This is a genomic window from Bacillus sp. N1(2025), from assembly GCF_053470005.1.
The window spans coordinates 24966-43537 of the sequence record NZ_JBLTJB010000015.1 but is presented as its reverse complement, the minus strand read 5'-3'; the positions used below and the strand labels follow the sequence as shown (position 1 = coordinate 43537).

The 18572-nt window shown below is 46.4% G+C and carries 15 protein-coding genes and 2 tRNA genes; all 17 read right to left on the bottom strand.

Features of this window, described 5'->3' with window-relative positions; translation table 11 throughout:
• Window positions 1-109 precede the first annotated feature (109 nt).
• On the bottom strand, window positions 110-2029 hold the full coding sequence (gene ftsH / locus ACNFN4_RS20945) for an ATP-dependent zinc metalloprotease FtsH (RefSeq protein WP_004264608.1): 1920 nt from the start codon (window positions 2027-2029) through the stop codon (window positions 110-112).
• A 97-nt stretch (window positions 2030-2126) separates the two neighbouring features.
• Window positions 2127-2666 (bottom strand): hypoxanthine phosphoribosyltransferase, encoded by a 540-nt coding sequence (gene hpt, locus ACNFN4_RS20940; protein WP_004264611.1) that lies wholly within the window; start codon window positions 2664-2666, stop codon window positions 2127-2129.
• Window positions 2663-4081 carry a tRNA lysidine(34) synthetase TilS gene (gene tilS / locus ACNFN4_RS20935; RefSeq protein ID WP_032864032.1) on the bottom strand — a complete coding sequence of 473 codons (1419 nt, stop codon included), beginning with the start codon at window positions 4079-4081 and terminating at the stop codon, window positions 2663-2665. Before tilS ends, hpt begins: the two co-directional genes overlap by 4 nt.
• A gap of 104 nt (window positions 4082-4185) precedes the next feature.
• Window positions 4186-5187 (bottom strand): protein kinase domain-containing protein, encoded by a 1002-nt coding sequence (locus tag ACNFN4_RS20930; RefSeq protein ID WP_014416732.1) that lies wholly within the window; start codon window positions 5185-5187, stop codon window positions 4186-4188.
• Window positions 5153-5890 carry a VWA domain-containing protein gene (locus ACNFN4_RS20925; RefSeq protein ID WP_004264624.1) on the bottom strand — a complete coding sequence of 246 codons (738 nt, stop codon included), beginning with the start codon at window positions 5888-5890 and terminating at the stop codon, window positions 5153-5155. Before ACNFN4_RS20925 ends, ACNFN4_RS20930 begins: the two co-directional genes overlap by 35 nt.
• A gap of 67 nt (window positions 5891-5957) precedes the next feature.
• Window positions 5958-8447, bottom strand: coding sequence for a stage II sporulation protein E (spoIIE, locus tag ACNFN4_RS20920; RefSeq protein ID WP_007409936.1), 2490 nt, complete (start codon window positions 8445-8447; stop codon window positions 5958-5960).
• Between the two features lie 209 nt (window positions 8448-8656).
• Window positions 8657-8728: transfer RNA gene (locus ACNFN4_RS20915), tRNA-Glu, on the bottom strand.
• A 9-nt stretch (window positions 8729-8737) separates the two neighbouring features.
• Window positions 8738-8814 (bottom strand) — tRNA-Met (locus tag ACNFN4_RS20910).
• A 157-nt stretch (window positions 8815-8971) separates the two neighbouring features.
• The gene (locus tag ACNFN4_RS20905; RefSeq protein ID WP_004264630.1) at window positions 8972-9358 is read right to left on the bottom strand and encodes a S1 domain-containing RNA-binding protein; all 387 of its coding nucleotides are present in this window, start codon (window positions 9356-9358) and stop codon (window positions 8972-8974) included.
• An 80-nt stretch (window positions 9359-9438) separates the two neighbouring features.
• Window positions 9439-9816, bottom strand: a complete 378-nt coding sequence (gene divIC / locus ACNFN4_RS20900; RefSeq protein ID WP_014416730.1) for a cell division protein DivIC — start codon at window positions 9814-9816, stop codon at window positions 9439-9441.
• A 17-nt stretch (window positions 9817-9833) separates the two neighbouring features.
• Window positions 9834-10469, bottom strand: a complete 636-nt coding sequence (gene yabQ / locus ACNFN4_RS20895) for a spore cortex biosynthesis protein YabQ (protein ID WP_215797381.1) — start codon at window positions 10467-10469, stop codon at window positions 9834-9836.
• Entirely contained in the window at window positions 10466-10768 is a 303-nt protein-coding gene (gene yabP, locus ACNFN4_RS20890; protein WP_004264638.1) for a sporulation protein YabP, read from the bottom strand. Before yabP ends, yabQ begins: the two co-directional genes overlap by 4 nt.
• A 78-nt stretch (window positions 10769-10846) precedes the next feature.
• Window positions 10847-11107, bottom strand: a complete 261-nt coding sequence (locus ACNFN4_RS20885) for an RNA-binding S4 domain-containing protein (RefSeq protein WP_007409934.1) — start codon at window positions 11105-11107, stop codon at window positions 10847-10849.
• Window position 11108: 1 nt separating this feature from the next.
• Entirely contained in the window at window positions 11109-12584 is a 1476-nt protein-coding gene (yabN, locus tag ACNFN4_RS20880) for a bifunctional methyltransferase/pyrophosphohydrolase YabN (RefSeq protein WP_448200457.1), read from the bottom strand.
• Entirely contained in the window at window positions 12574-14154 is a 1581-nt protein-coding gene (locus ACNFN4_RS20875) for a putative polysaccharide biosynthesis protein (protein ID WP_448200456.1), read from the bottom strand. The genes yabN and ACNFN4_RS20875 overlap by 11 nt, the downstream gene beginning before the upstream one ends.
• 168 nt (window positions 14155-14322) lie before the next feature.
• A complete protein-coding gene (gene spoVT / locus ACNFN4_RS20870) occupies window positions 14323-14859 on the bottom strand; it encodes a stage V sporulation protein T (RefSeq protein ID WP_004264646.1) in 537 nt (178 codons plus the stop codon).
• A gap of 136 nt (window positions 14860-14995) precedes the next feature.
• Window positions 14996-18529, bottom strand: a complete 3534-nt coding sequence (mfd, locus tag ACNFN4_RS20865; protein WP_448200455.1) for a transcription-repair coupling factor — start codon at window positions 18527-18529, stop codon at window positions 14996-14998.
• Window positions 18530-18572 lie beyond the last annotated feature (43 nt).

Below are 18572 nucleotides of genomic sequence, written 5' to 3'. Positions count from 1 at the left end.
TTTCAACATTCTACAATACCATACACGATCTGCGGCTCTTTTGTAAACAAAACGGAACCAGTAAAAAAACCGCCGGTATACGCCGGCGGTTTTCATATCAGAAAGCGAACTATTCTTTCGGCTCGTCTTTCTTTTCGTCTTCTGTTTTAGAAAGGATGTTTACTTTCACATCGTCTTTTTGAAGATGGTCATCTGAGAAATTGCGCTCAGGGAGTTTTCCGTGATCCACGAGATGCTTGATTTGTTCCGCATCTAATGTTTCCACATCAAGCAATGTCTGAGCAATCAATTCAAGCTTATCGCGATTTTCAGTCAGAATGGTTTTCGCACGCTCATAACATTCTTTAATGATGCGCTGAATTTCCTGATCGATTTCGTAAGCGATCTGATCACTGTAGTTTTGCTCGTTGTTGAAATCCCGGCCCAGGAATACTTGACCGCCTTGAGATTGACCGAACTGAAGCGGTCCGAGTTTTTCTGACATACCGAACTCTGTCACCATTCTTCTGGCAATGTTCGTTGCCCGCTGGAAGTCATTGTGAGCGCCCGTGCTGACTTCGCCGAAGATAATTTCCTCGGCAACGCGTCCGCCCAGAAGACCGACAATTTTATCGAGAAGTTCAGGTTTTGTCTGGAAGTAACGGTCTTCTCTCGGAAGCATGACCGCGTATCCGCCCGCCTGCCCCCTCGGAACGATCGTTACTTTATGAACCATATCGGCTTCATCCAGCACAAGTCCGATAACGGTGTGACCGCCCTCGTGGTACGCCACGATATTGCGTTCTTTTTTCGATATGACGCGGCTCTTCTTCGCAGGGCCCGCAATCACACGGTCCGTCGCTTCATCAATGTCGCGCATATCAATTTTCTTCTTGTTTTGACGGGCAGCAACGAGTGCCGCTTCGTTAAGAAGGTTTTCTAAATCGGCGCCTGAGAAACCGGGTGTTCTTGAAGCGATCGCTTTTAAGTTCACCGTTTCATCAAGCGGTTTGTTTCTCGCATGGACCTGTAATACGGCTTCACGGCCGATGACATCCGGACGGTCTACCGTAATCTGACGGTCAAAACGTCCCGGACGAAGCAATGCAGGGTCGAGAATGTCCGCACGGTTTGTCGCAGCGATAATAATGATTCCTTCATTCGCACTGAAACCGTCCATCTCTACAAGCAGCTGGTTCAGCGTCTGTTCGCGTTCATCATGCCCGCCGCCAAGACCTGCGCCGCGCTGACGTCCCACCGCGTCGATCTCATCAATGAAGATCAGACAAGGCGCATTCTTTTTCGCATTTTCGAATAAATCACGCACACGGGAAGCACCGACACCGACAAACATTTCAACGAAGTCAGATCCGCTGATGCTGAAGAAAGGAACGCCCGCTTCACCGGCTGAGGCTCTCGCAAGCAGCGTCTTACCGGTTCCCGGAGGTCCGACCAACAGCACGCCTTTAGGGATTCTGGCGCCAAGCTCGGCGAATTTGCGAGGATCTTTCAGAAACTCAACAACCTCAACAAGCTCCTGCTTCTCCTCATCCGCGCCGGCTACATCTTTAAACTTCACGCGTTTCTTTTCTTCCGTATACAGCTTCGCTTTGCTCTTTCCGAAGTTCATGACACGGCTGCCGCCGCCCTGAGCCTGATTGAGCAGGAAGAAAAACAGAATAAAGATGATGACAAACGGAATGATCGTCGTTAAGAACGTCACCCACCCGCTTGTTTCCTGTGCGGGATCAACTTTTACGTCCGTCTTTTTAATTGCATCAAATATCTGGTCTGCTCCTTTTCCTTCAGGAACATGTGTTAAAAAGTACTGGTCTTTGTCGTATTTTTTCAGCTGTCCTTTTACCTCATAAACACCTCTGACAGGCTGAACCGATACGCTATCAACTTTCCCCTCATCGAGGTTCTTGATAAACGTACTGTACGACATATTTTCTGTTTTCGGGTTTGAAGTCTGGAAGTAACTCACAACCCCGATTACTACTAATAAAATAAGTAAATAAAAAATGGTATTACGGAAGACCCGATTCATTCCTTACCTCCTCCCACAGTAAGCACAACTATGTTCAATAGTACCATAGAAAATCATTCCAATACAACCGATAACCATCTCGGAAGCAGGCAGCCGATCAGCTTTCATAAATCGCCGGTTTTAATACTCCGATGTAAGGCAGATTGCGATAGCGTTCGGCATAATCAAGTCCGTAACCCACAACAAACGCGTCAGGAACTTCAAAGCCTACGAAGTCTGCTTTAATGTCCGCTTTTCTTCCGCTTGGTTTATCCAACAGGGTAACAATCTTAATTGATTTCGCTTTACGATATCGGAAGAGTTCTACGAGATAGCTCAAGGTTAACCCACTGTCGATAATATCTTCAATGATTAAGATGTCCCGGCCTTCTACAGATGTATCCAAATCTTTGATGATTTTGACTTCTCCGGAAGAAACCGTGGAATTTCCGTAGCTTGATACATCCATGAAGTCCATTTCCAAATATGTATCAATATGCTTTATAAGATCAGCCATAAAAGGAAGCGCTCCCTTTAACACACCGATTGCCAACGGAAACGTGTCGCTGTACTCGCTTGTTAATTGTTCTCCAAGCTGTTTTACTTTCTGCTGGATCTCATCTTCTGAGATCAGCACTTTTTCGATATCCTGTTTCATGTTAATGCTTGCCCCCTACACTTTTCATGCTGTCTATATTGTAATACAATGCGGTCACTGTTTGAAATCACAAGATCGTCAAAGATGGATTTTTTCAAGCCAGGCAGCCAGATAATTTCACCGCTCGCATCCGTTACAATCGGCCATTCGTCCCGATCCCGCAGAGGCAGTTTATGATCAATAAATATATCTTTCACCTTTTTCGAGCCATTCATCCCTTTAAGTTTGATCCGATCGCCGATTTTTCTCGTCCGGATTGTTAAAGGAAATTGCACCTTATTTCTGCTTGTCATAAAAACAGCATTCCCATTTTTGATATGAGGGTCAGCCTGATCGGCCACCTCTATCATAAAGCCGTTGGGGAGAACAGCAGTCTCGCCTTCCGCTCCTTGCAGCTGCAGCTCAAAGGGAACCTTTTCACATTGCCATTGTTCAAATGTAAACAAACATGTCTGATATGATTTGACCACCTTCAGCCCTTTCGGAAAATCAAGCACTCCCGAGGCGCTTCCATTTTCCGCCCATTCGAGAAACTGCTGTATGTGGCGGGCGGAAAACGACGATGGAACGTTTTCATAAAGATAGTTTAATATTAGTTGAACTCCTCTTCTTTGTAAAGGTATCGGAAGGGCAAGCAATTGAGAGGAATTGACTTCAACCGATGTGTCAGACTTGCTTGTAATAACCTTATTCATTCGTTCTTTCGTTAATGACTGCAGGTATTGTTCGTCTTCTGTCAGTGCTTCACTCACCTTTTGAAACATTTTATGAACGTCAGGTGATTCTTGTTTTAAAAAAGGAAGCACGGTCTTTCTGAATCTGTTTCTTGTATAATCGTCTTTTGCATTGCTCTCATCCGTTCTGTAGCTGAGCCCTTCTTGACGGCAGTATTCAAGGATTTCATCCTTTGCCGTATAGAGGAAAGGCCTGATCAGCCAGCCGGATGCAAATTCGCGAACGGGCTGCATTCCCGCAAGCCCTGCCCCGAGCGTACCTTTCGCAAGCCTCATGAGCATTGTCTCAACCTGGTCATCGCCGTGATGAGCCAGCGCCAAAAACTTCGCTTGGTGTTTTGTCATCAGATCTTCGAAAAACTGATATCTGCAATCACGCGCGGCAGCCTGCTTGTTCAGCTTATTCTTCTTTGCGTATGCAGAAACATCAATCTGTACCGTTTCACAGAGGATGTGTTCAGCCTCGCAATATGACTGCACAAACTTCATATCTTCTTCAGATTCAGGACCCCTGAACTGATGGTCGACATGCGCCGCTATGATAACGGAGGAATGCCCGAAGTGCTTATTCAGCATACTGAGAAGCGCCATTGAATCAGGGCCTCCGGAGACCCCGGCAATAATCGTTTCTCCCTCCGCCTGAAGATGATATGTTTTGAAAAAATCTTCCACGCTTTTCACAATGTCCCCCTCACAATGAGCAGGTTTTTTAAAGATATACATATCCTATCACTTTCATTCCCTCCAAGCAAAGAAGAAGCATGAGCGCAGGCGTCCGGCCGGCACTAGATGAGAAAAAAGACGATGTAAGCGAAATAAAGGGCGAGAACGCTGATTAAAATAAGTGTTGTTTCAAACAAACCATTGTGCTTTGCGGGTTTTTGTTTAGGTTTATACCGCGTCTGAGATACAGTGCCCTGCCGCGGTTTTGAATGCGGCGGCTTAGGCTTGGCGGCGGCTTTCCTTTTGCTCCCGGCGCTCTGGCCCGCCGTCAGGATGTCATGCTTCATGGCTTCCGCAGACGGATATTGACCGTTTAAAGCAGAAAACAGAACCTTCTTATACTTATTCAGAAACGGGTGGCCTTCAATGATAGAACGAAGCTGTTCTTTCGGCTGTCCTGACTTTTTGCACTCTTTCTTCTGGACACAGTGGATCATGATCATTGCGACAGCAAACAGGTCATAGGATGGTTCTGCTTTTCTTGTTCCATACCCCCAATAGCCCCTGTCGTAAAACTCCGTATACTCTTTAATCGCGCGGCCCTGTTTTGTCGTTCCCCCTACATCAATGCAGCGAATGGCAGCCGGTGGCCCGGTTACAATGAGATTGTCCGGTTTGAGGTCGCCAAAAACCCACCCTTGCTGATGAAGGACTGACAGGCTGGAAAGAAGCTGCACCATCAGCACCGGAATCCACTCCGCTCCCTTACTGCTGATATATTGCGGAAGAAGCGGCCCTTCTATGTACTCCATCACGTAAAAAGAGACATTTTTATTCAGCTGCGGTATAAACGCGTCGTCCGCATCAAAAAAAGAAGGCCCCATCGTTTGCGACCGGGCCTTTGAAAAGGATTTTAAGACATTCACTTCAGAGGTAACAGACATGCTGTCGCTGCTTATTTTCAAAGCGACCTGTCCGCCTGATGCTTCTGCCAAATATACAATACCGTTAGCCCCTTTTCCAAGCTGTTTGAGCAATCTGTAGGATTTGCCGTTCCATTTGCCCTGAATTGCCGTCCCCGGTGCCAGACTACATGCCAAACTCGTTAAAGCGTCGTTCATCATCTGCCAACATGCTCCTTCTTGAGCGGATTCTCTCAAACTGCTGCGTCGCTTCCCGGATAGCGGGGCCCGTAGGGGTGATACCGCCGGTCGACAGCTTCGCAAAGAGTGCAGAAAGGGATTCAAGCTTCGGCGTCCAATTCAGTACAAGCTCAACTTCCTGGCTTTTCCCGGGAAATATACACATTGCAAATTCATTTTGTCCGGCCCGGGAATTTAAACTGATGGAAAGATCGATCAGCGCTTCTTTCACCGTCGGCAGTTTCGGCGCCATACTCGCACTCGTATCAACCAGCACAAGCACTTGCAGATGAACCGTTTCGCCGAGTTCATCAACCACTTCCATCACTTCGCCGCGTTTTTCAGGAGAAAGCTCTTCCATTTCAACGTTTTTTCCTAAAATTTGTTTAAGCTCTTGATTGACGACGCCTTGCAGCGTCTGGGTCATTGCTTTTTTCGTCACCATTTGAACCGTCTGAGACAATTGTGACGCGTACACAACTTGATGGACGCCGCCTCCGGCCATGGCGATGCCTTCAACTTCCTTCATTGCCTCTTGGTCAATCGCGTTTTCTTCCATAATTCCTATAACATTCACCGTAATCCCCTGCTCCTTGGCGAAAGCCGCCATTGCGATCGGGTCTTCACCATGATTGGAGCAGCCATCTGTAATCAGCAGAACTTGATTTAAATGTCCCTTATTCACATACATTCCTCCCGGTGATACGATTAGTCCCATCTTCGCCAGAAGGAAAGTGATTTATACGAAAGGATTAAGAAATCTCCTTTTTATTTTGGAAAACCGCCGGCACCGGGATGGAAGCCCATTTCGGCGTGTTGTGATCAATCCGGACAACAACCACCGTCATATCGTCTTCGATTTGGCCGGAACGCGTTCTGATGACCTCTTCCATTAATATATCAGCGATTTCCTGCGGATCTTCGGTTTTCAGCCCTTTCATTTTCCGTTTCATCCACAGGTCGTGGTTTTCAACGTGCTTCGGCCCTTCAAAAATACCGTCACTCATCATGACGAGCAGATCTCCCGCTTTTAACTGTTCACTTACAACCTCTACATCAAATTCATTGATGATGCCGATCGGCAGATTGCTGGCCTGTACTTTCATAACTTGATCTCCCCGCTTGATAAAACTTGGCGTTGAACCGACCTTCAAGAATTTGCAGCTTGCATCCTGAAGATCAATGATAGAAAGATCGAGAGTTGAGTAGATTTCGTCTGTCGTCCGTAAAGACAGAATACTGTTGATCGTTTTGATCGCTATTTTTTCATCAATACCTGATTCGAGAATTTTTTCGAGCAGCTTAATCGTTTCATTGCTCTCATAATGGGCCCTCGCCCCATTGCCCATGCCGTCACTGATCGCGGCCGCATACTTTCTCGCCCCCAGTTCCATCATGCTGTAGCTGTCGCCGGAGACAAGGCCGCCGCCTTTTGCCGCATGAGCCGCGCCTGTCGATACCCGGTACGACTTGGTCGAACCGAACGCGACATGGCTGTAGCCATTCGGATGAGTCGAGTGCTGTTCGCTTTTGACAAGTATCTGCTCCTCAAGAATGTCAGACAGCATCGGGGCGATAATTTTCTCACTCTCGCCGTGTCCTCCGCTGAACGGGATTGTCATTTCGATATCAATATTGCCCTGCTCCAAGCTGTATATCTCGACATGCTGAATCTCGATTCCGAAATGCTGAAGCGCCTCTATCATTTGTTCTTCCTGAATAAAATGCTGCTCCCTCTCCCGTTTTATTTCCCGAGAAAAGTCCGCCATGACCTCAGAAACCCCCAACAGCTGCTCGGCAACAAGCCTTCTGCTGTCCTGAACTTTTCTCTTCAGTGTCAGATGGGCGTGATGGTGGGCAAGTTCGTCCTCAATCAGCTCTTCCACCTGTCTGGATTTGGAACAGTGCTGTTGAAACTCCTTTTTTAATCTGCGGTTTGAGGCATACTGTTTTTCTTCTGTTTCATGCATAACTTGTTTCATTAAGTCATATGTTTTATCAAAGTTTTGAACCCAGCATTTGCTTTTCTTATAGCAGGATTGGCAGGAATGCTCGGTGATTTTGCTTAAAAAGAGATCCACTTCCCCTTCTTCCGCCTGCTCATCAGAAGATGTCTGATGAAAGGTGGCGAAGCTCTCCGACAAGGCATGAAACACATTGGAGAACTGGTCTACTTTCTGGGCGGTGACATCTCTGATTTTCCTTGCGTACTGCTGCTGTTCCTGACTGTGCTCAGCAGTGCCCGGTATGTATCTCGCCACCTTTTTCGTAATCGATTGGGGCGTAATCAAAAACAAAACAACGGCAATCAAAGATTCATAAAGAGTGGTCATTAATCCGGCAGATCCTTCTCCATATAATGAAATCAGCAGTGAGCCGATCACTAATCCGACTGCGGCGCCGGCTTTCTTTCCTTCTTTCAGCAGCCCGCCAAGAAGCCCGGAAAACGCAAGCAGACTCATTTGATAGAGATTCCCGATATTCGCAAGCCCGAGGATCAGTCCGGTCACAACACCGACCGTACAGCCGATGCTTGCCCCGCCGACAAAGGAAAAACTCAGCACGACATAGCGGGCCAGGATATGTTCAGCCTGCATTCCCTGAAATGAAACACCGGCAAGCCCGGTTAAAACGGATGCGATCAAGATCATAAAACAGATGATTTCTTCTATTTTTAACGATTGCTTCACTTTTTTGATCGTGAAGATCGGCAGGCTTTGTAAAAAGATCAGCGTCAAAATAAAGGCCAGGCCCGCCTCGACAACAGCCATCACATAATCATAGGTGGTAAAAGCGCCGCTTTCAAAATAAACAAATCCGATTCTCGCGGCAGCCATAGAGAAAAACACCACGATCGGCAGCATCTTCACCCGGTCCTGCACGATATATGTACCGATTTTTGAAAATAGAGTGAAGACGGCCAAAGCTGTGAGAATCAATAAAGAGTGTTTCGGCGAAATGGTTAAAGCGCCCGCAAGTAAAGACAGACAAGCATAGAAGGCTTTATCTCTTCTGATCAACAGCATCGCTCCGAAAAACGGCAGCGCAAACGGAAGAACCTCTGATAATATGAAAGCCCGTCCAAGTAAAAAACCGATCACGACATAAATGAACCCCTTATAGAAAAAAAGTGAATGCGCTTGATGGACTGTAAGCTTTGCCGCCTTTTCAAAAAACGATTGCAGTTTTTCCAGAGCTTGTCCCGCCATCGGCCCGTTCACTCTTCTTTCCGCTTTTTCCATTGCTCTCATCCCCCACCTGTTTTATTCGTTGCTTGTCATTATAAATGAAAGCCCAGATAGGATTTTGTCAAAAGAAGGTAACAATTCCAAAGAACTCTTCGACGCTTTCTCCCTTGTTCCCCTTTCCTTTCGTATTTCCTCCGACATTTCTCAAAAAGTTGTCTAAATATGAAAAAATCGGCTTCTGCAACAGAAGCCGATTCGCTTGATGACCCGTACGGGATTCGAACCCGTGTTACCGCCGTGAAAGGGCGGTGTCTTAACCGCTTGACCAACGGGCCGGATATATATGGTAGCGGCGGAGGGGATCGAACCCCCGACCTCACGGGTATGAACCGTACGCTCTAGCCAGCTGAGCTACACCGCCATATAGGTGCTTATAAGCACAAGTTATATAATACAAAGGTTTCTTCATCTCGTCAACAGAAACTTTAAAGTTTTAATTTTCTGACTATACGGACACATACAAAAAAAGCACCCGCTGGGATAGACGGATGCTCCATGTATTTATAGAAAGCAGCAAGTTATCCTCTTCTTGCTCCGCGCCCTCCACGTTTTGATTCCGTGTTTCGTTTTAAAGATGATAAGCGGTCTTCGCTATCTTTAAGAAACTTGTTCATTTTCTGTTCAAAAGATTCTTTCGGACGGAAATCATTTCTAGGTCTGGCTTGCGGACGGTCTTTAGCTTTTTTAATTGATAAACCAATTTTCCCGTCTTTTTCAACGTTGATGACTTTCACTTCAACTTGATCGCCGACTTTTAAATGCTCGTTAATGTCTTTTACATAATTATCGGCTACCTCACTGATATGAACGAGACCGGTTGAGCCTCCAGGCAATTCAACAAATGCTCCGAAATTTGTAATACCTGTTATTTTCCCTTGCAACTTGCTGCCAACTTCAATCGACATAAAAAAAGTGCTCCTCCTTAGGCTTATAAAAAGATCGTTTGTTTAATTATACCTAAATAAAAATTTAAGTGTCAACAAGGCTACTTGCTCTTCTTCTCTACATTAAAGAGAATCTCACCATTTCCTGACATAAACAAGTCTCTTCTGGCAAGCTCTGTGACGTAATCCTCATCCTTTAATTTGGAAATTTCATCTTTTAAATCAGCCTGTTTCGCGTTCAATTTTTTCACTTGTTTTTCCAGCTGAGCTTTCTTTTCTTCGTTTGCGCTAAGGGAAGAGGTCTGTGACCACAGAGAACCCGCTAAGACAATAGCCGTCAACAACACAAGGGCGCCGAATACGATCAACCGTCTGAAAAGCCCTTTCCGCCTTCTTTTCATAAGCTGGGATTGCCGTTCAACCTGCTCTTTATAGTCGTTTTGAATTTCAGTTATTGTACGTTCTCTAGATAGATTCAAACCAGACGGTCCTCCTTTCACCTTTTCAAAATACGTATCATGGTCGATCTGATTGTTATGATTAGTTTCTTGCTCTTTTGTGAAAATCCTGCACTTTTTTGAAAATATCGTTTGAAAGTAAGACGCCATTTTTCAGGAAGAAGTTTCAATAATTGTTTCAACAGGAAGAACAGCGGATACAGCAAAAACGCTACGATCTTAAAAAGACACTTCGCAAAAAAGACACTCACCCGATAGGAGTATAAAGAAATAACCGTGATCAGCCCGATGAGCAGCTTAAAGAGCAGAAGCACCGGACGGAACAGCACGTGCTGAATGAGCTTTTTTGCGAATTGGTAAAGAGACACCGCAAGATGAATGGCAAATTTCAGTATTTTTATATACATTCGTTTAAACAGGCTTTGGTACGTCGCAATACCCAGTAAGACAGCCAAGAAAATGTATACCCTGAGTTCTCCTTCATTCACGTTGAGCAGCACATAGAAAAACATCAGACCTTGTACAATCCAAAAGAGAATGTCATGAATGAATAACAGCCATCTGGCCGTTTTGGCGCGGCTGACAAACAGCCTGTATGTATCAAGCGACGCTCCGAGCCAGGCGCCCATACCGGTCATTGCCAGCATCGTATAAAATTGGGTCGTCAGTGTCATTTAAACAACTTGCTAAAAAACCCTTTAGCTTTATCCCCTTGCTGCTCGTCTAAATATACAAGGTCAAACACCCTGCCTTTTATAGATACAATCCCTTTTTCCACATCAAGGTTTTTCATCTGCAGGTTCTCGCCTCTGACGGAAAGCATTCCCATAACTGTTTCCAGCAAAAACTCTTCGTTGTCAAAACTTTCCACATGCTTGACGCCCGAAATGTCTAAATGCTTTCTCCCTTTCATCGTTACATCATGCTGTTCCGGAACAGAAGAAGAACCTTTTTGCTCATAATATGAATTCATCTATTCAGCCCCCATATCCTCGATACTTTTAGCATTATTACTGCATTGTATGAGGCGGGAGCCTTGTTTAGAACAAGCCTATTCGCCGAGTTTTTCTTCTTTGACGATTGTATACATGCCCGCGGCTTCTTCTTTTTTCGTTGTTTCTTTCAATTCGTTTACCTTCACGGTGACAAGCTTCTGGCCGAAGCGGACCGTCAGTTCATCACCGGCTTTTACGTCTGAGCTGGCTTTCGCCTGATTCCCGTTAACGGTGATTCTCCCTTGATCGGCGACCTCTTTCGCCAATGTGCGGCGTTTAATTAATCTGGATACTTTTAAAAACTTATCAAGTCTCATATCAGAATCTCCTCTCCATTTCTTTTGCTTCATCCCACAATTTGTCCATTTCTTCAAGTGACATTGCGGTCAATTCAAGTCCCTTTGCTGCCGCTTCTTTCTCAATATAAGCAAAGCGTCTGCGGAATTTGTCATTTGTCATGGCGAGCGCTTCCTCAGGCTCAATTTTATAGTATCGGCCGATATTGACCAATGCAAATAAAACATCGCCGAATTCAGCTTTTAAGCTGATTTCATCTGCTGATTCGGCGGAAGCCTCTGCAGAAAATTCCTTTAGCTCTTCATTTACTTTATCCCATATATCCTGAACGTCATCCCAGTCAAAGCCGGTTTTTGCGGCTTTTTTCTGAAGCTTGGCCGCTTTTGCAAGAGAAGGCAGTGTTTTCGGCACGGCATCCAGCAATGAAGAGGATGTTGTTTGCTTTTCCGCCTTTTTGATTTCTTCCCAGTTGGCGACGACATCATGTTCATCCTGAACCTTAACATCCTTAAACACGTGCGGGTGCCGTCTGACCATCTTCGCACTGATGTCTCTGATGACATCATCAATTGAGAAATACCCCTCGTCTTCTCCGATCTGGGCGTGCAGCATAACCTGAAGCATGACGTCCCCGAGTTCTTCTATCATGTGATCCGTGTCCTCTTCGTCAATGGCCTCAAGCAGTTCGTAGCATTCCTCAATCATATATTTCTTTAATGACTGGTGTGTCTGCTTTTGATCCCACGGACAGCCGTTCGGCCCGCGAAGCTCGCGAATAATACTTCGGAATGCAGAAAATTCCTGGTAAAGGAGTTCTTCTTTTTTAATCGGCGGAACATACACGCTTGTTAAGTTATTTATTTCTACATTGCGGTCAAGTTCAAACAAAGGCACCTTGGTCATCTTTTCTCCCTTGCTTCCGGCTGCCGTGACGATGACCACTTCATAGTCGTCAGGCAATTTCTCCATAAGCGTCAGCTTTACCTCAGAGGCCGTCATCTGGTCATAAACCTGGCAAATGATCAGGTGATGGCGGAGTTCGAGCTCATCCGGCGTCATTGTTTGCGCATCCGTAAATTGAAACCCTTCAATCGGATCAATTCGCAAAGCATTAAAAGTGGCATCCAGAAAGCTTTGCCCTCCGGCAGTATGAACAGCTATCTGTTGTTCTTCCCAGCGTTCAAATAACAGCTGAACGGTTTTCTCAGCGACAAACGGATGCCCGGGCACAGCGTAGACGACATCCTCTTGCTTCGCTTTTTCAAACAGAATGTCCGCGATCTCTTCATAGACCGCTTCAAACTGATCATGTTTTTCATAAATATCATCAAAATACCGGATGTCCGCTTCCGTCTCTTGCTCTAATTCCGAAATCAAAGGGTGGTCTTTCGTTCTTATATATAAATGCTTCGCCTGAGTCAGCAGCTTATGTACGCCCACTGTCAATTGATCCATGTCTCCGGCGCCGAGGCCGACGACCGTAATGTTACCTGCCATGTTTTTCTCTCCTCTTTTTCAATTTGCTTAAAGCACTGCCGAAAGGAAGGCCGCTCAGCTCTTCGTCCGTGAAAATCTTCATTCTTATCATACAATAAATAAACAATAGTCCTCCGATGACTGACGCAGACAGACTCTCACATACAGCTCCGGCCCTGCTGACAGGAACAAATAACTGCCAAAGCTTCATATATACGAGCAGAAAGAAGACCATCAGCAGGCTGCACCAGCATAGACGGGCAATCACGCCGCCGATATTCGTCAGCCAGCCCTTCGACCAAATTCTCCGGAGATTCAGGCACGCAACTGCGGCAAATGCCAAGACGGTCGCCAGTGCCGCTCCTGTAATACCCCAGCCGGGGACCAGCCAAACATTCAGCACCCATTTCAGCGCCCCTCCCGCCAAAACGGATACGGCGGGGAAAACGGTATGTCCCGCTCCTTGCAAAATCGCGGCTGCCGTAAGCGCAATCGAGGCAAAAAAGATAGATAAGCTGAATATTTGTAAGGTCTGCGTCCCCTCACTGTTTTGGAAAAGCATGATATTCACCGGCTCTAAAATGCAAAAAAGCCCGGCTGATGCACCGATCCCTACCGCAAGGCAGAGCTTGACGGCTGATGTCGCTTTCTCTTTTATGATAAACGGCTTATTCTCATGCACCGCTTTTGAAATTGAAGGAACCAATGACGCGGCGATACTGACGGCAAACACGGTTCCCAGCTGAAGGAGCGGCTGTCCGCGGTCATATATGCCTTTCAGCTGTTTCGCGGCATGGCTCTCCGTCCCGTCTGAAAGCAGTGAATATAAGTTTAAGGCGTCTACAAGCTGAATCAAAAGCATGAGTACACTGCTGATACAGATGGTGACTGAATAAAGCAGCAGCTTTTTTATAATGACGGCCGTTTCGATATGTCCGCCGTCCTTCTTTGTTTCTTCCCGCTTATACCAGAAAACAGCCAATACACAAAGGGCCGCCAAGCTTCCGGCAATTGATCCCGAGGCCGCCCCCGCACCTGCCGCGTATAATGAGCGGCCGCTTTTCAAAAGCCAGAAGGATAAACCGAGAAGCACCCCCACGCGAAGAAGCTGTTCCGTAATCTGGGATAAGGCTGACGGCATCATATCATGCACGCCTTGGAAATACCCCCTGAAAACCGCCGTAAACGGAAACAGTATGAAAGCGAACGCCGCGACCCTTATCAGCATCACAAGGCGGGCGTCACCCATAAAACCGGCCAACGGCGCCGCGCCGGCATACATGAGCGCAAACAGAACAAGTCCGGCCGCCGTGACATAAAGGGCGGAAATTTTCATTATTTTTTGTTTATGATCGCTATAATCGTTCATTAATTTTGAGATGATTACCGGAAAACCGGATGTTGACAGCATGACCGCGATCCCTAAAAACGGATACACCTGCTGATAAATGTAAAATCCGACGTCACCGACAATATTCTGAAAAGGAACCCTGTACACGGCGCTTAATATCTTCGTCACGATGCCCGCAACGACGAGCACAAAAGCACCTTTCCATGCCGATTGCCGCTTAGCGCCAACTGAATCGTTCATCCAAAAGCTCCTTCCAGCCGCTAGAAAATTACGTCTATAAAACGAGCTTATTATATCACAATCCTAACGGCCGAACCGATAGAGAGCACATATGAATATGAAAAAGAACAGCACTTGTATAAGAGCTGCTCTTTCTCCGTTTTCTTATTTCAATAATGGTAATAAGACCTACTGCTCCATTTGTCTCGCCAAAAAACTGGCTGCCGTTTCTACCGCTTTATGTTCTACTTCACCAAGCGCCTGTTCCTTGGAAAAGATGACCACGGCGCCGATAGGATCGCCATTTGCCACGATCGGAGCTATGGTATAGGAGCTCATATCTTCATCAATGTCATTAACAAGCTGCGCGGACTTCACGTCGTTTTCTACCACTGAGCTGCGCTGATCCATCGTTTTTTCGAGCAAATCGCTGATGGCTTTGTTCAGAAATTCTTTTTTCGAACTGCCTGAAACGGCAATATACGCGTCACGGTCGCAAATCAAAACGGAATGGCCGAGACTGTCATACAAAGCATCTGCATATTCCTTCGCAAAATCGCCAAGCTCACTGATAGGAGAATATTTTTTCAATATAACTTCTCCGTCGCGGTCAACGAATATTTCAAGCGGGTCTCCTTCCCTGATTCGCAGTGTTCTCCGAATTTCTTTAGGAATGACGACCCGTCCTAGATCATCAATACGACGTACGATACCTGTAGCTTTCATCTCTCTGGTGCCTCTCTTTCATGTGATGATATTTAAGGGAAAGTACTAAAGCTCTTTACTTTATGTAGCTTCCGCCACTCGCTTGAAATTAGTATCCGTCACATCAAATGTAATATACACCAGAGAGTAACAATTTTTATGAGGACGCGATTGTTTCTTTCTTCACATCCTGAAGGCCTTTCAGCATGCCGAGCACGGTCTCCAGCCACTCTTCCGTTTTGCGGCCTTTCGTCTGTACTGAGATTTTCAGCTTTTTCCCTTCCATTCCCAGTCCGATCTGCCGGCCGTATTTATTGCCGAGTTCGAACAATTTCTGGCCGTCAATCTGTGCGCTGGCCTCTTCAGAAATGGTAAATCTGATCGCGTCTTTATCCTGCTTGATGAGTTCGACGCGTTCATATTTTCCGTATACCTTCATCTCAGTAACCGTAAACAGCCATTCAACCTCTTTAGGGTAGCTGCCGAACCTGTCAATGATTTCATCTTGAAGCTCATTTTTCTCCTCAATTGTGGCGATCGACCTGAACCGTTTGTACATGTCGATTTTTTGCTTACCGTCTTGTATATAGTTTTCAGGAATATACGCGTCAAGCTCGATATCGATTTCTGTCTCAAACTGTTCGCTTTTCGGAATATCGCCTTTCCGCTCTTCAATCGCTTCCTTGAGCATTTGCGAGTACAGGTCAAAACCGACTGAGTCGATAAAGCCGTGCTGCTGGGCGCCGAGAAGGTTCCCCGCTCCCCTGATCGTCAAGTCACGCATGGCGATTTTAAAGCCTGACCCCAGCTCGGTAAATTCTTTAATCGCCTGAAGCCGTTTTTCCGCCACCTCAGTGAGCACTTTGTCTCTGCGGTACGTAAAATACGCGTAAGCGACGCGGTTGGAACGGCCGACCCGTCCTCTCAGCTGATACAGCTGAGACAGCCCCATTTTGTCTCCGTCGAACACAATCAAGGTATTCACATTTGGTATATCTACGCCTGTCTCAATAATGGTCGTGCTGACAAGGACGTCTGATTCCCCTTCCAGAAAATTAAGCATGACGCTTTCCAATTCATTTTCAGTCATTTTTCCGTGGGCATATGCCACTTTCGCATCGGGAACAAGCATGGAAATTTCATCAGCCTTCCGCTCGATGTCATCCACGCGGTTGTACAAGAAATATACCTGTCCTCCGCGCGCCAGTTCTCTTTCGATGGCTTCCCGCACAAGCGCGCCGTTGTATTCCACGACATATGTCTGAACAGGGAAACGGTTTTCCGGCGGCGTTTCAATAACAGATAAGTCCCGCACACCGAGCATGGACATATGAAGCGTACGCGGTATCGGCGTCGCTGTAAGAGTCAGCACATCGACATTGGCTTTGATCTGTTTGATTTTTTCCTTATGCGTTACGCCAAAGCGCTGCTCTTCATCAATGATGAGCAAGCCGAGATCTTTATAGACGACGTCTTTAGATAAGAGCCTGTGGGTTCCGATTACGATGTCTACCGTTCCGTTTTTCAGGCCTTTAATCGTTTCATTGGATTCTTTTCTCGTTCTGAATCGGCTGAGAAGACCGATGTTAATCGGATAGTCCTGAAAACGCTCCATAATGGTTTCATAATGCTGCTGCGCGAGTATTGTCGTCGGCACAAGAAGCGCGACCTGCTTTCCGTCGGCGATCGCTTTAAAGGCCGCTCGGATGGCTACCTCCGTCTTCCCGTAACCGACATCACCGCAAAGCAAACGGTCCATCGGACGCTCTCTTTCCATGTCCTTTTTAATCTCCTGAATGGAACGGAGCTGGTCCTCTGTTTCCTGATAAGGGAAAGCAGATTCGAACTGCCGCTGCATTTCATGATCCGGCGAGAACGCATAGCCTTTGCTTGCTTCCCGTTCCGCATAAAGCTTAATCAGATCATCGGCAATATCCTGAACGGAGTTTTCAACTTTTTTCTTCACCCGTTTCCATTCACTGCCGCCCAGTTTATAAAGCTTCGGTTCTTTACCTTCAGAGCCGACGTACTTCTGCACCTGGTCGATTTGTTCTACAGGGACGTACAGCTTATCGCTGCCCTGATAATGAATGTTGAGGTAATCTTTATGAATGCCTTTGATTTCTAGTGTTTCGATCCCCAAATACTTACCGATCCCGTGGTTGACGTGGACGACATAGTCACCGACCTGAAGCTCGGAATAGCTTTTGATCCGTTCGGCATTTGTCAGCTTCTGCTTTCTCGACTTTTTCTTAATTCGGTTTTTGAACAGCTCTTCCTCCGTAATGACGGCCAGCTTCATCAGCGGCAGTTCAAAACCGGATTGCAGCTCGCCTTCCATGACATAGACCTGTCCTTGCACAAGCGCTTTGGAGCTTTCCGTTTTTGCGGCTTCAATTTCGTAATCAGCCAGCACGGATGCCAATCTGTCGGTTCTGTCCTTATTTGCGCCTAAAAAGACGACGGTGAAGTTTGATTTCTTAAAGCGCTCCATTTCACCTGCGAGCACATTCATCTGCCCGTGAAAACTCTGCATCTGCCTGCTTGTCACATTCACGATATTCTGAGGGCTTGTATGCTGGACATGACGCAAAAATAATGAATAATAAATAGCCGGGCGCCGCTTTTCGCTCATAAGCTCCTGAAAGCTGAAGGATAAATGAATGTCGTGCAGAATTTTCCCTTCCTCGAGCAGACTTGTCGTAAATTCGGCCTCTTCTTTTTGCAGCTGATCCTCCATTTCATGAATGCGGCTGACCTCGTCTAACAGTAACAACGTGTCTGCCGGTGTATAATCTAGCAAACTAGCAGGCTTTTCGTAAAAGTACGAGAGATACTTCACAAGTTCCTGATCAGTCTGTCCCGTTGATAACCGTTCTTTATCATGTGAGATATTGATATGAAGCATTTCCTTTTGTTTGTCCTGCTTCAGCTTTTTCAGACTGTCGGCAAGCCCTTTATCGAGCCTTTCCATCGCACGGGCTTTTTCTTCCGCCCTGATGATCAATTCCTTCGCCGGTCCGATCGCCACATGTTTGAGCGTCTCAATTGATCTCTGGTCATCAGAATTGAAGCTTCTGATGGAATCGACCTCCGTATCAAACAGTTCAATTCGCACCGGATGCTCCGACGTCAGCGGATAAATGTCGATAATTCCGCCGCGAATACTGAATTCACCGGGTGCAGAAACCATATCGGAACGCTCATACCCCACCTCTACAAGGCGCGCGGACAGCTGATCCGGTTCTATTTCGTCTCCGAGTGAAATGACGAGCTGGCTGCTTTTCCACAGCTCCTTCGGCGGAAGCATTCTTCTCACTGCCGCAACGGGCGCCACAACGACCGGCGCTTCTCCGTTTGTTAATCTATTAATGACATCAAGCCGCTGAGCGCGCAGTTCAGGGCTCGCTACCGCAATTTCTGAAGAAATCAATTCATTCACGGGGTATAAAAAAACAGATTGATCCCCGAGAAGCGCCGTCAGATCTTCCGTCACTTTTTGGGCCTGATATAAATTATGGGTGATAAAGAAAATCGGCCTTTTCGTTTCCTGTGCAAGGGCAGAGGTAAAAACAGAACGCGCGGAACCTGACAGACCCGCAAGCAGCTGTTCCTTCAGCCCCTCATGTAAACCGTTGACAATGGATTTAAAATCATCGCTTTCTTTAATAAAGGTTTGAATGTTGTCCATATGGGCCCTCCTCTCTATTTTCTGCAAGAACAGAAAAACGCTT

Coding starts and splice junctions, on each gene's coding strand:
- ftsH (WP_004264608.1), bottom strand. CDS start 2,029: ATGAATCGGGTCTTCCGTAATACCATTTTTTATTTACTTATTTTATTA.
- hpt (WP_004264611.1), bottom strand. CDS start 2,666: ATGAAACAGGATATCGAAAAAGTGCTGATCTCAGAAGATGAGATCCAG.
- ACNFN4_RS20930 (WP_014416732.1), bottom strand. CDS start 5,187: ATGATGAACGACGCTTTAACGAGTTTGGCATGTAGTCTGGCACCGGGG.
- spoIIE (WP_007409936.1), bottom strand. CDS start 8,447: ATGGAAAAAGCGGAAAGAAGAGTGAACGGGCCGATGGCGGGACAAGCT.
- ACNFN4_RS20905 (WP_004264630.1), bottom strand. CDS start 9,358: ATGTCGATTGAAGTTGGCAGCAAGTTGCAAGGGAAAATAACAGGTATT.
- yabQ (WP_215797381.1), bottom strand. CDS start 10,469: ATGACACTGACGACCCAATTTTATACGATGCTGGCAATGACCGGTATG.
- yabP (WP_004264638.1), bottom strand. CDS start 10,768: ATGAATTCATATTATGAGCAAAAAGGTTCTTCTTCTGTTCCGGAACAG.
- ACNFN4_RS20885 (WP_007409934.1), bottom strand. CDS start 11,107: ATGAGACTTGATAAGTTTTTAAAAGTATCCAGATTAATTAAACGCCGC.
- yabN (WP_448200457.1), bottom strand. CDS start 12,584: ATGGCAGGTAACATTACGGTCGTCGGCCTCGGCGCCGGAGACATGGAT.
- ACNFN4_RS20875 (WP_448200456.1), bottom strand. CDS start 14,154: ATGAACGATTCAGTTGGCGCTAAGCGGCAATCGGCATGGAAAGGTGCT.
- spoVT (WP_004264646.1), bottom strand. CDS start 14,859: ATGAAAGCTACAGGTATCGTACGTCGTATTGATGATCTAGGACGGGTC.
- mfd (WP_448200455.1), bottom strand. CDS start 18,529: ATGGACAACATTCAAACCTTTATTAAAGAAAGCGATGATTTTAAATCC.